We start from the raw sequence: 15,524 nt of genomic DNA, 5'->3' as shown, positions 1-15,524 counted from the left end.
TGAATGACAATTATTTGTGAGGCTGAAATGTTATTGTTTTCTACTAGTATTCGAAATGGTTTTAAGGAATATTTGCCTTTATAAAATGTATAGCAGAAGATATAAAAAGTTTGATAATAATTTCATGCTGCAGTGTTTTAGGAATCTCAAATGAAATTCTGCCTGAAAATTCATCAGTAAAACCTTGTATACTTCCTGTTTCCGTCATTTGGGAGACCTTCCGATAATGATTGATTTAAAAGTTTTTGCTGCAAGTATACCACACTGAGCGGAGCCGAAGCGTACAATGAAGCAAAAACACGTTCATAAAATTCTCCCGAAATCCTTCGACTGTTGTTCGGTATTCCTTCGGAAAAAATCCCATTTTTCCGAAGCCGATCCGAAGAAGACCCGAACATGATCCGAAGAAATGGGTTTTCAAACCGGTCAAAACCGGTCAAAAGCAGTCAAAACCGGTCAATTTTTTTTATAATCGTGGAAACACACCGGAATGCTGTAATTTTAGTTCGTTAACCGGAAAAATTTAGAAAAGAATGAATGAAATTATAATAACTGAAAAGCGGAAAGCTTTAAAGTCAGTAAGGGTAATAGAAAATAAATTTAAATCAGTCCCAGTCTGCGGCAATGAATTTCATGCTGCTTCCCTCATCATTTTTTAAAGTGAGAAAATGTCCTTCCACTTTGTAATGATTCATTGTTTTGATTTTCCGGGAGAAATCACTTTCCAGTTTCATATTCGGGCACGCCATTTCTGTGGAGACAACTTGCGAAATTTTTAATTGACTCTCCTTTTTAAATTCAGATGTGAAAAACAGTTTATTGCATCCCATAAAGGCGGAAGTTTTTATTTTTCCGTTTTCAAGAGGAGAAGTAAGGTCAATTTTAGCATTGCTTTTTATTAATTCTTCTTTAGAGTAACTGCCAAAAGAAACCAGCATCCATTCTCTCTGGATCTGTGGATTTTTTACGGCTGCAGAAGAGCAGTTTAAAACAAAACTCAGGCACAAAACTGTTAAAATTGCAGTGAATATCTTTTTCATAAGCCACCGGAATCCATTTTCATACCATTCTCAGACATCAGACAGTAAAAAAATTACTAAATTAGCGACACAAAAATTATTTTATAAAATGAAAAGAATATTACTACTATTCACTTTCCTTTTAAGTTTTGTCCAGATGAGGGCAGACGAGGGAATGTGGCTGTTAATGCTCGTGAAAAGACTGAATGGGGTAGACATGCAAAAAGAAGGATTGCATCTTACACCGGAAGAAATTTATTCTGTCAACAATTCGAGCTTAAAAGATGCAATTGTAAGCTTTGGAGGATTCTGTACAGGAGAGATTGTTTCTAATCAGGGTCTTATTTTCACCAACCACCACTGTGGATACGGTGCTGTAGCAGCAGCTTCTACACCGGAGAAAGATTATCTGAAAAACGGTTTTTGGGCAATGAAGCAGAAAGACGAATTCAATGCTAAAGATCTTTACGTAAGATTTTTGGTAAGAATGGATGATGCTACGCAAAGAATCAATTCTAAATTAAACAACAATATGTCTGCTGCAGAGAGAAAAGCTGTGATCGACGCTGAAACAAAAGCGATCCAGTCTGAAAACTCTGAAAACGGAAAATATACAGTAGTTGTAAGAGACTTTTTCAACGGAAACGAATTCTACTATTTCGTTTACCAGGATTATAAAGACATCAGATTGGTGGGAGCTCCGCCTTCTGCACTGGGAAAATTTGGAGGTGATACCGATAACTGGGAGTGGCCAAGACATACGGCAGACTTTACGGTTTTCAGAGTATATGCTGATGCAGCGGGAAATCCTGCGGAATATTCTCCAAGCAACGTTCCTTTAAAACCAAAACATTTCTTACCGGTTTCTCTGAAAGGTGTAAAGCCCGGAGATTTCTCTATGATCTTGGGATATCCGGGAAGAACCAACCGTTACCTGACTTCTTACGGAATTCAGCAGATGGTAAACAAAGATTATCCGGCTTGGGTTGAAGCTTCTAAATTAGCCATGGATGTAATGAAGAAGTACATGGATAAAGACAAAGGAACTCAGCTGAACTATGCTTCCCAATATGCTTCTGTAGCGAACTACTGGAAAAACAGACAGGGTACTATTGATGCCGTTATTAAAAACGGAACCATCACAGACAAGCAAAAGATTGAAGAAAGATTTAAAACATGGGCGGTACAACCTGAAAACGTGGTTGAGTACGAAACAGTTTTAGAAGATATCGGACTTTATTACAAGCAGACTTCAGACAGAAATGTGGAGAGAATGTATATGACGCAGCTTTCCAGAAATTCTAAATATTTCGCACTTGCACTGCAGGTAGGAAATGTTCTTCAGGCGTATGCAAAACAGGATATGGCAGGAAGATTGGCAATGAAGCCGAAAGTAGAGGCTGCATTGAAATCAGCCTACGAAAACATCAATATCAAGCTTGAAGGCGAAATGATGAACTCTATGGTAAACCTTTACCAGACAAGAGTAAACAAAGATGTAGCTTCTGAAACCATTATGGGACTGGATGCTAAAAATCTTTCGAATGTTGCTTACTCTTCAATCTTCGCCAACAAAACTTCTGCAACAAACTTTATGCTGAATCCTGATCCGTTGAAACTGGATGCAGATCCGCTTTGGAAAATTGCAAACGGAATTATGGCAGATCAAAAAGCTTCTGCAGAAAGATTCGTAAAAATTGATGATAATTTTGCTAAAAACAACAGATTATTCTTAGCAGGATTAATGAAGGCAATGCCTGAGAAAAAATTCTATCCGGATGCAAACTCTACCATGAGATTAACGTACGGAACGGTAGATAAATTGCCGATCAGATCAGACAGAAACTACTTCGGGATTACCGATAACTACTACACTGACATGACGGGTCTTGTAGGAAAATATAAGAAAGGGGATGAAGAGTTTGATCTTCCACAGAGAGTGATCGATCTTTATAACCTTAAAGATTTTGGTCAGTATGCCGATGCAAAAGGTTATATGCCAGTAAACTTCCTTTCCAACAATGATATTACAGGAGGAAACTCCGGTTCTCCGGTAATCGATGCAGACGGAAACTTAATTGGTATTGCATTCGACGGAAACAGTGAGGCTTTAAGCGGAGATATCGTTTTCGAACAGGAATGGCAGAAAACCATCAACGTAGACGTTCGTTTCGTTCTTTGGACGATCGATAAATACGCAGGTGCAAGAAGACTTATCGACGAATTACAATTGGTAAGAGACGGTAATACTCCTGCAGATACCAAAACAAAAATGCCAAAAGAAGCTCCTGCAAAAGCAAAGAAAAAATAATCTTTAAACAGATATTAAAGCCGCGAAAGTTTACTTTCGCGGTTTTTTTATGCTGAATTTTTATTACTTTAACCCGATCAAAAAATACATTATTAAAAAATGAAAAGTAAAATTTTCGGAAGCTTGCTGATATTTTTAGCATTATGGAGCTGTCAGAAAAAAGAGAAGGAAGATTTGAAATCTTTACAGGACAAAGATTCTTTACAAACGACTATAAACAAAGACAGTTTACGTACAGAAAAACTTTCGGAAAATGAAGTCCCCAAAGTATTTACAGACGATTTCCTGAAAATTGAGAATGCTCAGGTGAATGGAAATGATATTGTTCTGTCTCAGGAACAGTTCCAAAAGCTTTATTCAAAACACGATTCCATTAAAAGTGAAGCGTGGGACTGCGGAAGCCCTTTTGAATGGCTTGATAAAAAGTGGATGGAAAAAACATACGGAAAGGATCTTATGAGCTTTGACGGTAAAATAACAACTTTCTACGCCGGCAATGCTGAGTTTATTTCAAACAATCATAAGGTAATTTTCAGCAGTGCGAAATCCGGAAACAACCGTTTTGAAATCAGATCGCATCATATCATTCTTACTAATAGTACAACCGTTGCCGAATTTCAAAAGCTATTTCCCAAACTGAAAATAGAAGATACGGATCAGAAGAATGTTCAGAGCTTCAGTATTCCGGTTGGAAAAGAAACAGAAGATTCATTTATGTTCTACTTCAAAGACGGAAAACTGGATAATTTTAATCTATGGTGGTTATTGTGCTAAATTTTAAGCTATGAAAACAGATGATATACAATTTAAGGCGGTTATTAAGCAAAATGGCAAAATGAATGCGGCTTTTGTGGAATTTCCTTTTTCTACAGAGGAGCTATTCGGCAAAAAAGGACAGGTAAAAATCAAAGCGGTTTTTGACGAAAAAGTTGAATACCGGGGAAGCCTCGCTAAAATGAAATCCGACTGTCATATTTTAGGCTTAACTCAGGAAATCAGAAAACAGCTCGGAAAGACTTTCGGCGATGAGGTTTTCGTTTCTTTAACGGAAGACAAAGAAGAAAGGATAGTAGAGATTGCGGAAGATATTGTATTGCTGTTTAATGAAAATCCTGAAGCGAAAATATTATTCGACAAAATGAGCTATACCCACAGAAAGGAATATATCCGCTGGATTGAAGAAGCAAAGAAAACGGAAACAAGAGAAAACAGAAAGCTGAAAATGATTCAGATGATTCTTGAAGGAAAAAAAGGAATTTAAAAAGTTCCGTTATCTATTCAACAGCTCTTATCATAGATGAAAAAGTCCGCTCATTATTTTGATGCGGACTTTTTTATTTAGGCTGACTTTTTTAAATTAAACCATAAAATGGATAGTCAGAAACTGTTTCACTCCACCATTAATCACCGTAATAGAATCTCCATTATGATGAACAGTTACGCCCAGATCATTCATTATCTCTTTAAAATATCCACTTTCCGTATTGGAAGAAACGATATTTTTCTGCCATGAAAACTGAGCCGTCTGATCCTGATTGTTTTTAATAATTAAAATCCCGAAATCATTTCTGAGAATGGCAGTGTCTGTTTCCTCCACCGAACTTTCATGCGGAGCAAAATCTTTTGAGAGAAGAATAATGGATTTAAAATGATGTTCTTTGGTCTCTTTTTCCGAAATTTCTACAGCAGTTTTCATTATATTATTTTGAGTTTTATTCTGATCTTTTTTGCAAACATGAATCTTCATAACGACAAAACTTGTCGTATTTAAAAAGAATTGAAAAAAAGTTTCGGGGCAGCTTCGCTGCCCCGAAACCATAAAAAATAATAATTAAAATATAATTTGATCATTGGTGTCCATTATTATCCATTCCAGAATTCTCGGTCTAAACTTCTGTATTGGATGGCTTCTGAAACATGATGAGAAAGAATATTCTCAGATTCCTCCAGATCGGCGATGGTTCGTGCTACTTTTAAAATCCTGTCATACGCACGGGCGGAAAGGTTCAGTTTTTCCATTGCTGTTTTAATAAGGCTGAAAGAAGCCGTGTCCAGTTCACAGAACTTTTCAATTTCTTTCGGTCCTATTTGAGCATTGTAGCTGATTTTTAAATCTTTATAACGTTCTCTCTGTGCTTCGCGGGCAATGAGAACCCTTTTTCGGATATCTTCGCTTTTTTCACCTTTTCTGCGTTCTGCCAACTGTTCAAATTCCACTTTCTGCACTTCAATATGAATGTCTATTCTGTCCAGAAGCGGTCCGGAGAGCTTATTCATGTATCGCTGCATTTCGTAGGTGGAGGAAGTGTTGTTGGGATCATCCGGAAAAAAACCGCTCGGGCTCGGATTCATCGAAGCAACGAGCATAAAACTGGCAGGATAATTTACCGTAAATCGGGCTCTTGAAATGGTAACTTCACGATCTTCCAAAGGCTGTCTCATCACTTCAAGAACCGTTCTTTTAAATTCCGGCATTTCATCCAGAAACAAAACCCCGTTGTGAGCCAGTGAAATTTCCCCCGGCTGCGGATAACTTCCTCCGCCAACTAGTGCTACATCCGATATTGTATGATGAGGAGATCGAAAAGGACGAACCGTCATGAGTGATGTTTCCGTTCCCATCTTTCCGGCTACGGAATGGATTTTGGTGGTTTCCAGCGCTTCTTTTAAAGTTAAAGGCGGTAAAATACTCGGAACTCTTTTGGCAAGCATTGTTTTTCCGCTTCCGGGAGGTCCGATCAGGATGATGTTGTGTCCTCCTGCTGCTGCAACTTCCATCGCTCTTTTTGCTGCTTCCTGTCCTTTCACTTCAGAAAAATCAAACGGGAAATCATTAATTTTTTCCTGAAATTCTTTTCGGGTATCCACTTCAATCTTTGGGAGTGATTTTCCTTCATTAAAAAAGTCAATAACTTCCTTTATATTTTCAGCAGCAAAAACATCAAGACTATTCACAATGGCTGCTTCGCGGGTGTTTTGTCTGGGCAGAATAATTCCTTTAAAACCTTCTTCACGTGCCTGAATTGCTATGGGGAGAACGCCTTTAATGGGCTGTAAAGTTCCGTCCAGAGAAAGCTCCCCCATAATTACGTAATCCTGAATATTTTCGGCAGTAATCTGATCTGAAGCGGCAAGAATTCCGATGGCAATGCTCAGATCATAAGCAGCACCTTCCTTTCGGAGATCTGCAGGAGCCATATTAATGGTAATTTTCTTACCGGGAATTTTAAAGCCTACGTTTTTCAGCGCGGCAGAAATTCTGTAACTGCTTTCTTTAATGGCGTTGTCCGGAAGTCCTACAAGATGATAGCCAACTCCGCCTGTATCTACATTTACTTCTATCGTAATGGTTTGTGCAGCCACACCGTGAATGGCGCTTCCATAGACTTTAATCAGCATTTTTCTGTGTTTTTGTAAAAGTAGAAAAATTTTTAAATAATGATTTTCTTAAAACAATTTGCCTAAACTTTTAAAAATAAAAATGTAATTCCCTTAATGTTCAATTTTTAATCAGAATTTTCTTTCAATTGATCAATCAGCCGAAAAAAATATTCTTTACGGTTAAAATTTTTAAGAATGAAAAAAAATAAGGGCTGATCCCAGACTATTGAATTAATGATTTCAGGGTTTAGGTTTCTAATGAAGTTTTAATAATCAATATAAATATCTAAAAAAAATCAGATGAGAGGTAGCTTATATGCTTTAAATAACACAAGTAAAGTTTACTTTAAAGTTTAAAAATTCTTTCTCAACCTTTCCAAAAAACATTCTGTAAATCTTTCTTACTGATTATCAGAAAACTGTAAAAAAATAACAAAAATATCTGAAAATGAATTTAATACGTCAAGTTTTGTCGCTTCCCCGATGGATATTTGCATCATAGAAACAACACAAAAATGAAATTAGACTTTAAAACTCAAGGTGGACATAATTTAGCCTGAAGACCACCTAAAAAAATAAGGCTAAAACCTGAAGTAACTCTACTAAAAAGAGGCTTCAAATCTTAACCTTTATAAAAACCAAAACAAATTTACGAAAAAATGTCAACAAACAATTTAAATACTAATAATAACGCATCGCAGACGCTTTTTAGATTCGCGACCAGCAGAAATGCGGAGTTGTCTGATCCTAAAAATTTAGAAAGAAGATTTATCTTTAGAAAAGATACCCAGAAAGGAGTATTTGACCAAAAGCTGAACGCATCTACTTCCTTGCAAAAACTTTGTGAGTCTCCATCTTCCCTTCCGTTAACTGTAGAAACAGAACAAACCTTAAAAGCAAAAGATGCTGTATTTTATGATCTGGCAGTATGGGTAGCGAGAAATAAAGCAACTGCATCTAAGGCAGAATTTGATGCTAAAATCAAGGAATACAAAAACTATTTGGTAACAACTAATACATCAATGCTTGCAATATATTCAGGGCTTTGGGATAATTTAGTTTATCAGGTGGTTACCCAGAAAGATTTCTATGCAAAAGAAACACTCATGCAGTTTTTGCATCTTAATCATATTCTCTCTGTTTACACCGATGGAGCTGAAGATGTATATAATGATGTCATCAAAGCAAAAGTAGTCCTTCCTAAAGAACTCTTCAAAGTAAATAATTCTGCATCAGCAGCTGCATCAGGAACTTCAAGAATGGCAGATCAGCCTGTTGTTGCGGCTCCAAAAGTAGCCTATAATGATAAGAATATGAAGTTTGCAGAAGCTAAAATTCAGCTTCAGGCGAATGAAAAACTACAGGGTTCTTTAGAAAAATTGGAAAAAGCCTACCAAAAAGAGTATCAGGATGCTTATAAAGAAGCCTTGGCAAATTATGAAAGAGAAGCGGCTCCCGCAAAAAAAGAGTATCAGAGAAGAGTATCAGAATTAGAATTCCGAAGACAGAGAATTCTGGAATCCGGCAATAAAGAGGAACTGATGAAACTCGAATATATTCCTGCACCGGAATTGCCGGAATTTAACTTTGAATTCCGTCCTGAAATTGATGCAGCAGCCATTGAAAGAGCTTTAGATAAAGAGGATGCATCTTCAGTATGCAGAATATTTGGGATGCCGTCAGTTGCACAGGCATTGTCTTCCCTGCCTTCTTTTGCAAATATCCTTCAAACCATTGCACAGAATAATCAGTCTCTTCAGCAGCAGCTTATCAACAATACGGTTATAAATCAACAGGTTTCTACAACAGTCGGAGGAGTTGTTGTTCCGGTAACAAATTCTAATGCAGCAAACGGATGGATTCCTTACAGTGTAAAGACATGCGTTAAAAATAATTCTGAATGGTTTATACAGATTATTGTTGAAAATTTTGCTCACAGGATTGTATCAGGAAATTATAAAGTAACCATCAATGGAACAGAGATTAGCTCCAATGTAGTATTTGAACCATCAATGGGAGTAAGTTTTATGTTCTACAATAGTCCGGGAATTCCTGCTTCACTCACGCTAAGACAAGGCGGATTCATCCTAGAGGGTGAAGTGGTTTTAGAGGACGGAAAAACGTATCTGATGAGCGTTACATTAGTACAGGATCCATCAGACTTCAACAATCCTCTGAAACAAGGAGTATTCAAAGGAAGTGCAGCCTTCACTCCGAAAGAGATAAAACCTGATACCGGATCTGGCACAGGAACAGGAACAGGGACTGGAACCACTGGCTCCGGAACAACGACAACCACTCCGGCAGGCTCATTTATCCCTTCAGGGTTTGGGATGAAAAACATCGGAGTCACTGATTATAAAAAAGTAGAACAATCCACTTATTGCTATGTGGAAGGAGATGTGGCACACATCGAAAACATCATGGCAAGGGAATATAAGGAAAGAGCTACAAGAAAACTCAGAAGAAGCGAAAATCAAACCACAAAATCGACTGAATCTGAGAAAGAAAAGCTGACCGATACTACTTCTACCGACAGACATGAAATGCAAAGCGAAATTTCCAAAATCCTTCAGGAATCTAAAGATTTTGCAGCACAAGCCGGATTTAATGCCAATTGGAAATTAGGTTCAGCAGGAAGCATGGGAGTGAGCGCAAACGCAAACTATGCTACCCACAATTCCAAAGAGGAAAGCAACAGACAGGCGGTTACGGAAGCCAAAGATATAACAGCAAGAGCACTCGACAGAATTGTTACCAAAGTAAAAGAAGAGCGTATTGATAAGATTATCGAAGAGTTTGAAGAAAACAATAAACATGGTTTTGATAATACGAAAGGAAGCAGTCATGTAGTAGGCGTTTACCGTTGGGTGGATAAAGTGGTCAAGAACCAGATCTACAACTATGGTAAGAGAATGATGTTTGAGTTCATGGTTCCTGAGCCTGCAAAACTTCATAAACTGGGGATGACGATTTCTAAAAATCAGGAAAACCAATTGGTAAAACCTGTTGACCCGAGAGAATCAAGTATCCATAAAATGGAAAACTTCATGTCTCTGGATGGCGTTTTGGGAGATGCTGTTTTAAAACACTGGACGGGACAATATAATGTGGAAATAGATGAAATGCCATTATCGACCTTTAGTATTGGTAAATCCATAGGAGGACAGTATTCCAACAATTTATGCAATATTGAAAACATGGCATTGAAGGATGAAATACAAATTCCTGACGGTTATGTTGCGACTTCCGGAAATGTTCAATATACAGCCGCATCGGATGGTGATGGAGCGAGTGTGAGTGTCTTACTGGGTAATAAAGGATTTTTCTTTACCGGAAGATGGGGACAATTAGGAGGTAAACCCAATGAAATTTTTGATGTTCCTTATTCCAAACTAATTCCTATTTCGACAACCTTCTATAATGAATTCTCCGGAACAGTTAATTTCACTGTTAATATAACACTCACCAAAGAAGCTAAAAACGCTTGGCTGCAAAAAACCTTCAATAAAATCATTGAAGCTTACGCAACAGAATTAGCGAAATACGAACAGGCTTTAGCTGAAATAAAAGCGATGGGGGTTCAGATCAAAGGCTCAAATCCCGGGTTCTACAGAAAAATAGAAAATACCATTTTAAGAAGAAACTGTATTTCTTATATGCTGGAGCAGAATCCTAACGTAGACCTTACCTTCGGTAGAGGGAAATACTACAACAATGGCTATTCTTCCGGAGATGAAACCTTCCTGAATACAGATATCAAAGTAGACGGAAAACTGGATCAGTATGCCGCATTTGCAAAATTCATGGAGCAGGCATTCGAATGGGAAATCATGAGCTACTACTTCTATCCTTACTATTGGGGTGAAAGAAAATCATGGGCAGACTTATACCAGTTCGATGATAATGATCCTGTTTTCAGGGCGTTTATGCAATCAGGTATGGCAAGAGTTATCGTGACGGTACGTCCGGGCTTCGAAGAAGCGGTAAGACACTTCCTTGCGACAGGACAGATCTGGAACGGAGGAGAAGTTCCTGTAATTGATGACCCGTTGTTCTTATCCATCGTTGATGAAATGAGATCTCCGAAAGCAACCAAAGAAGGAGAACCGTGGAGAGAGAAAATTCCGACATCGCTTACCATTCTTCAGGCAGATTCTATCGGTTTGAGAGTAGAAAAAGCATTGCCATGCAATTGTGAGCCGGGAGTGAAGTTTGATGATAATCTGGGCGAAATGTGTTCTACAAATTTTGAAATGAACCAAAACCAGATTGGGCAAACTTCCGATAAATGGATGCAGATTAGTTTTAATGAAATGGATACTTTATCAGGCTTTAAAACAATAGGAGATGCAGATGAGAAAGAATTTTTCTTGAAAAAATATGAATGTTTAGGCAATTTAATTACAGTTGAAAGAGATGCCGGTTGGTTAAAAACAGACCCTATCATTAAAGTATATAAAGCTTTGGCAGATGAGATTTCGCAGATAGAAGGTTTAGAGGCATATCCTACTGGAGAAAATGGAATTACGTTTAAAATTAATGTAACCAAAATTAAGAACTTTATTTTTAAGAAAGGACCTTTCGGAGAACCTCTTGATGTATTAAGATTTACAGTCAATACAGAAGAAGAATATGTGAAAATTTATTCCCCGGAGTTCGATTCATACGGACAAAGAATTTTAGACAAAAATGGACAAAAGCTTTCCAAGTCTGATTTTACAGATAAAGCCCTTCTAAGTAAGTTTTTACTCTAATAATTTTAACAATATGAGCCGGGTAAAAACCGAGTCTATTTGGCAGCACGAACAAGTGCTGCCTTATATTCTCACACGTCTTAAAGACAAGATTAGCGAGATTACTGCCGTAGAAAAGATTTTGCTTTTCGGGAGCAGAGGAAAGCTTCCTTTGGAACGCTGGAGTGAACTGGAAGGAAAAGACTGGGATATTTTGGTACAGGCAAAATGCAAACTGAAAAACGCTCATGTTTTGGTTGAAGAGGGTTATCATCTGGATCTTTTGGTTTTGGATGAATACCGGATAAACGAACTATATGAGCATATTAAAACCAAAGAGCTTTTTCCTGTAAACGAGTTAGAATGTTTAATCGCAAAAAACCAAAACTATGGAAAAATTTGATGACGAATTCGGGGATTTATCCGGATACAAAATACTGTCTTTCGAAGAAGTAACCCAAGGGTTTGAAGGGAATAAAAACCCAGTGCAGGGTACTGCTAGTAAGTCTTTTGAGGAAATGAGTGCTTTTAAGAATAGTCCATTTGGGCAATATTGGGAAAAAAATATTCATGAATGGGCAAAAGATATTTTTGGAACTTCAAAAATAATAGAAAAAAGAAATCTTACCATTGCTGATATTTCAAAAAGGGTTTCATATAGCCAAGCAGATGCTTACGGTGCTTTTTCAGATACATCTAAGTATAATTTTGTAGTATATGCTCATCCTGATGGAGAAGAAGTCATAAAAATGTATGAAGACCCACAGAATATACCTAATTCTGATAGACCTTTTGAAGTCTTAGTTTTCATAGAAACAGACGATGGTAAATTTGATTTTGGGAAAATTGTAAGGGTAAAATTTGGACCAGCTGTATTAGACGATTTAAAGGATAAGTATTTTAGAGAGCTGCCATGGAATGATAATGATCCTAAAGATATTGCAGAAGAATTTATTAAAAGAGCATGGAAAGCTAGTGTGTCAGCACAAACAGTACAAGCGGTGGAACAAGAACAGAATACACCAGATTTTAAAGATCTAATGATTAAAGCTATTCAGTATGAATATGATAATCACAAATTTGATGATTTTTCTTGGTTTATGCTCATTGTGAAAGGGGGAGAATATTTAGATTTTAGTTTACCAAATTGGGCTTTTGGAATCGGACATTGGCTAAGAACCAAAAAATACAAAGAAGATAAATATTGGAATGGCGATTTGCCCGAAAAAGAATACACTCCCGCTTTTTTACCTAATTCTTTTTTTTATGACAAGCAGGAAGACCGAGTGAAATCGTTGAAAGAATATTTTCATAAACCTTATGACGCTTTGAAATCAGAGATTGATAAGAAAATTACTCATGACGATCCCGTTTCCAAAGTGGTAAAAAAATGGCTTGTACAAAATATAGACGAATGCCAAAAAATAACAGATGGATATCTTGAAAATCTTGCTAAAATTTATATTCCTGACGGAAGTTTTCAAACCATTATAAAACATTATCATGCTTTTTATGTAGGGCTTTACAACGGAATATTAGAATTTGTGGCTGGGTTGTGTGATTTGGTTGCGATAGTCATACTGATATTAAGAGATGAACTCGGCTTCAGAATGACGGATAAGCTTACCGAAAAATTTGAAAATTTTGTTAATGACCTTTTTTATAATACTTTTGAATTACTGGATAAAATTTGCAAAAAGTTTTACAAAATATTGTTGGATTTTGGGAAATGGTATTTGACGTATGAAGGGAAAAGTTACTTTTTGCTGAAAGAATTAGGAGAACTGGTTCCGGACATTATAATGTTTCTTGTTCCTGTTTTAAAAGGTTCTAAAGCAGCAAGAATAGGTACAGTAGTAGAAAAAGAAGCGGTAGAGGAAATCATAGAAGAAACCGAAGAAAAGTTGGTGAAAGAAACGGTAGAGGAACTAACAGAAGAAGAAGGAAAACACATCTCCCAATCTGCTAAAGAAGCTCTGGAAACAGGCAAAACCAAAGAAGCAACAGAAAAAGCTGTAAAAGAAGCAGAGCAGAAGTTAGAAGAAAAAGCTCCTATTTATGAGGAGATTGAGGAGGTAACAGTAACTAGTAAAAGAAAGAAACTTTCTAAAGAGAAAAAAGTTTTTCTTAAAAAAATAGATATGAATGTTCTGCTTCGGCAATATGCAGATGATGCTCTTACTAAATGGAAAAATCCTGATTTACGGCCAGGAGCCGTAGCAGTATTAGAAGGTGAAATTAAAGATACAACCTATCAGGCAGTAAGCTATTCTTCTAAAGGAATAAGAAAAGCCAGTATGTCTACCAGAAGACATAAGTTAGTAGAAGAATGGTTAACCAAAATAGCTGATGAAAAATTACGGTTAAGAGGACCTCATGGAATGTGTGGAGAACCCGTCTGTATTTCAGAGTTTTTGTTTGAAGCAGAGAAAAGACTTGGAATGCCTAAGAACAGTATGAAAATAGAACAAGCAAGGGAAATTTTAAGCAAAACAAGGAGTAGAGCTGTTGCGATTCCCAATGGAAAAAATGATAAATTAATACACGGACTTACGAAAAAAGCGTGTGAATCATGTAATCCAATGTTGAAATATTTTAAAATTGCAGAAATTAAATAGTATTATTATGTTTAGAAAAGAAGTACAAGAACAGTTTAAAAAAGCAGGATGGAGTTCTGGGCGAAACGTCCAAACAACTTTCAATAAAATAAAAGGATTTGAAAAATTTCCACAGTTTTTAAAAGATTTTTTATATGAGTATGGAGGTTTAAAATTAAAAACTTTAACAAAATATGCAGATGGAAGCTTAGATTTTAATGCTCTTGCAAAAGGATATTTTTTAGTAAATAAATATCTTACAGAACCAGCATATTATGGTGGGGAATTTACCTTTCCTATTGCATATTATGATTTAGATAATGCTACATTAGAGTGTGATGCAGACGGCAAAATTTATATGTCGGGAGATTTTCCAGTTTTAGTGTCTGATGATTTTAAAACAGGAATAGAAAAAGTAATTATGGAAGATTATTCCGATACTTTACAGTGGAATCCAGAGATTAAACAATGGGTAGATGAATATTAATTTTTAAGGGCTAGAAATAGCCCTTTTTATAATTAAATATACCATGGAATTCAAAAAAGAAGTACAAAAGCAATTTAAAAAAGCAGGCTGGTTTGAAGGTCGAAATATAAAATCAAAATTTGATAAGATAAAAGGATTTGAAAATTTTCCACAATTCTTAAAAGATTTTTTATATGAATATGGAGATTTAGAGGTCGAAACACATAAATACAATAAAAATGATGTCACTGGAATTATGAATTTTAAAACATTAACAAAAGGTATTTATAAAATTGAAGGCTTTCTAAAAAATCCTAGATATTATGGTAATACTTTTACTTTCCCAATTGCTTACTATCTATTGGATAATGCAGGATTAGAATGTGATGCTGATGGCAAAGTCTATATGTCTGGAGATTTTCCATGTTTAGTTTCCGACGATTTTAAAACAGGGATAGAAAAAGTAATCATGGAAGATTACTCCGATACTTTTGGCTGGAATCCTGAAACCCAGATGTGGGAGAAAGATTATTAATTTTTAAGGGCTAGAAATAGCCCTTTTGTTTTTATAGATGAAGCCAAACAAATCTCCAAAACCGCCAAGCTTTAGAATCTGGCAAAACCAAAGAAGCAACAGAACAGGCTGTAAAAGAAGCGGAACAAAAGGTAGAAGAAAAAGCACCTCTTTATGAGTATTTGCCTTTTGCCAATACAGGAGTTGGTCACATAGTATGCATTTATGTAGGAAATGGTAGTAAAAATGGACAAATTTATCTTTTCCGTCATGATGAAATGGAGTCAATTTTTTACAACAATACTTTAGAGGAATTTTTAGAAATAAAGTCTATTGATGATTTATAATTTTAATGGCAACCATAAGTTGCCGTATTTTTGTTTCTCACAAGACAAACACACAAATCGATGCCTTTAAAAGAACATATTAGAGTTTATTAAAATATACGATTCGATTCATCAGACAGATGTCCATAATTTAGAAATCTTAATAGGCAACTC

Annotated in this window: 11 protein-coding genes and 1 pseudogene; 9 read left to right on the top strand and 3 right to left on the bottom strand. The window is 36.3% G+C overall.

All coding sequences use genetic code 11. From position 1 onward, the window contains the following. Window positions 1-605: 605 nt before the first annotated feature. A complete protein-coding gene (locus tag WFH39_RS13430) occupies window positions 606-1,040 on the bottom strand; it encodes an META domain-containing protein (RefSeq protein WP_336690280.1) in 435 nt (144 codons plus the stop codon). 88 nt (window positions 1,041-1,128) lie between these two features. On the opposite strand from WFH39_RS13430, the gene WFH39_RS13425 reads away from it, so the two are divergent. The 3 genes from WFH39_RS13425 to WFH39_RS13415 all read left to right on the top strand — a co-directional run bounded on the left by WFH39_RS13425 (window position 1,129) and on the right by WFH39_RS13415 (window position 4,591). Further along, window positions 1,129-3,330 (top strand): S46 family peptidase, encoded by a 2,202-nt coding sequence (locus WFH39_RS13425; RefSeq protein WP_336690279.1) that lies wholly within the window; start codon window positions 1,129-1,131, stop codon window positions 3,328-3,330. A 99-nt stretch (window positions 3,331-3,429) separates the two neighbouring features. Then, window positions 3,430-4,104, top strand: a complete 675-nt coding sequence (locus WFH39_RS13420) for a hypothetical protein (protein ID WP_336690278.1) — start codon at window positions 3,430-3,432, stop codon at window positions 4,102-4,104. 10 nt (window positions 4,105-4,114) lie between these two features. Continuing rightward, the gene (locus WFH39_RS13415; RefSeq protein ID WP_336690277.1) at window positions 4,115-4,591 is read left to right on the top strand and encodes a YdeI/OmpD-associated family protein; all 477 of its coding nucleotides are present in this window, start codon (window positions 4,115-4,117) and stop codon (window positions 4,589-4,591) included. Between the two features lie 96 nt (window positions 4,592-4,687). On the opposite strand, the gene WFH39_RS13410 is transcribed toward WFH39_RS13415, so the two are convergent. Together WFH39_RS13410 and WFH39_RS13405 are read right to left on the bottom strand one after the other, a co-directional pair. Then, window positions 4,688-5,026 (bottom strand): hypothetical protein, encoded by a 339-nt coding sequence (locus tag WFH39_RS13410; RefSeq protein WP_336690276.1) that lies wholly within the window; start codon window positions 5,024-5,026, stop codon window positions 4,688-4,690. Between the two features lie 167 nt (window positions 5,027-5,193). Beyond that, window positions 5,194-6,729 carry a YifB family Mg chelatase-like AAA ATPase gene (locus WFH39_RS13405; protein WP_336690275.1) on the bottom strand — a complete coding sequence of 512 codons (1,536 nt, stop codon included), beginning with the start codon at window positions 6,727-6,729 and terminating at the stop codon, window positions 5,194-5,196. Window positions 6,730-7,370: 641 nt separating this feature from the next. Here WFH39_RS13405 and WFH39_RS13400 point away from each other — a divergent pair. The 6 genes and pseudogenes from WFH39_RS13400 to WFH39_RS21230 all read left to right on the top strand — a co-directional run. Next, window positions 7,371-11,468, top strand: a complete 4,098-nt coding sequence (locus tag WFH39_RS13400) for a hypothetical protein (protein ID WP_336690274.1) — start codon at window positions 7,371-7,373, stop codon at window positions 11,466-11,468. A 13-nt stretch (window positions 11,469-11,481) separates the two neighbouring features. Then, complete coding sequence (locus WFH39_RS13395) at window positions 11,482-11,850, top strand: hypothetical protein (protein ID WP_336690273.1); 369 nt, start codon at window positions 11,482-11,484, stop codon at window positions 11,848-11,850. Next, window positions 11,837-14,065, top strand: a complete 2,229-nt coding sequence (locus WFH39_RS13390; protein ID WP_336690272.1) for a YwqJ-related putative deaminase — start codon at window positions 11,837-11,839, stop codon at window positions 14,063-14,065. Before WFH39_RS13395 ends, WFH39_RS13390 begins: the two co-directional genes overlap by 14 nt. A 7-nt stretch (window positions 14,066-14,072) precedes the next feature. Then, window positions 14,073-14,531, top strand: a complete 459-nt coding sequence (locus WFH39_RS13385) for an SUKH-3 domain-containing protein (RefSeq protein WP_336690271.1) — start codon at window positions 14,073-14,075, stop codon at window positions 14,529-14,531. A gap of 43 nt (window positions 14,532-14,574) precedes the next feature. Then, window positions 14,575-15,045 carry an SUKH-3 domain-containing protein gene (locus WFH39_RS13380; RefSeq protein WP_336690270.1) on the top strand — a complete coding sequence of 157 codons (471 nt, stop codon included), beginning with the start codon at window positions 14,575-14,577 and terminating at the stop codon, window positions 15,043-15,045. A 101-nt stretch (window positions 15,046-15,146) separates the two neighbouring features. Then, window positions 15,147-15,371 (top strand): annotated as a pseudogene (locus WFH39_RS21230) (SMI1/KNR4 family protein); the annotation flags it as partial. Window positions 15,372-15,524: the final 153 nt, after the last annotated feature.

This window comes from Chryseobacterium sp. MMO-72 (genome assembly GCF_037146035.1).
Taxonomy (GTDB): domain Bacteria; phylum Bacteroidota; class Bacteroidia; order Flavobacteriales; family Weeksellaceae; genus Chryseobacterium; species Chryseobacterium indicum.
The sequence above is the reverse complement of the archived record's forward strand: the minus strand, read 5'-3'. Positions and strand labels throughout refer to the sequence as shown.

Excerpts from the sequence above, each read along its gene's own strand:
- WFH39_RS13400 (WP_336690274.1), top strand. The coding sequence starts at position 7,371 with ATGTCAACAAACAATTTAAATACTAATAATAACGCATCGCAGACGCTT.
- WFH39_RS13385 (WP_336690271.1), top strand. The coding sequence starts at position 14,073 with ATGTTTAGAAAAGAAGTACAAGAACAGTTTAAAAAAGCAGGATGGAGT.
- WFH39_RS13390 (WP_336690272.1), top strand. The coding sequence starts at position 11,837 with ATGGAAAAATTTGATGACGAATTCGGGGATTTATCCGGATACAAAATA.
- WFH39_RS13395 (WP_336690273.1), top strand. The coding sequence starts at position 11,482 with ATGAGCCGGGTAAAAACCGAGTCTATTTGGCAGCACGAACAAGTGCTG.
- WFH39_RS13405 (WP_336690275.1), bottom strand. The coding sequence starts at position 6,729 with ATGCTGATTAAAGTCTATGGAAGCGCCATTCACGGTGTGGCTGCACAA.
- WFH39_RS13425 (WP_336690279.1), top strand. The coding sequence starts at position 1,129 with ATGAAAAGAATATTACTACTATTCACTTTCCTTTTAAGTTTTGTCCAG.
- WFH39_RS13430 (WP_336690280.1), bottom strand. The coding sequence starts at position 1,040 with ATGAAAAAGATATTCACTGCAATTTTAACAGTTTTGTGCCTGAGTTTT.
- WFH39_RS13420 (WP_336690278.1), top strand. The coding sequence starts at position 3,430 with ATGAAAAGTAAAATTTTCGGAAGCTTGCTGATATTTTTAGCATTATGG.
- WFH39_RS13410 (WP_336690276.1), bottom strand. The coding sequence starts at position 5,026 with ATGAAAACTGCTGTAGAAATTTCGGAAAAAGAGACCAAAGAACATCAT.
- WFH39_RS13380 (WP_336690270.1), top strand. The coding sequence starts at position 14,575 with ATGGAATTCAAAAAAGAAGTACAAAAGCAATTTAAAAAAGCAGGCTGG.
- WFH39_RS13415 (WP_336690277.1), top strand. The coding sequence starts at position 4,115 with ATGAAAACAGATGATATACAATTTAAGGCGGTTATTAAGCAAAATGGC.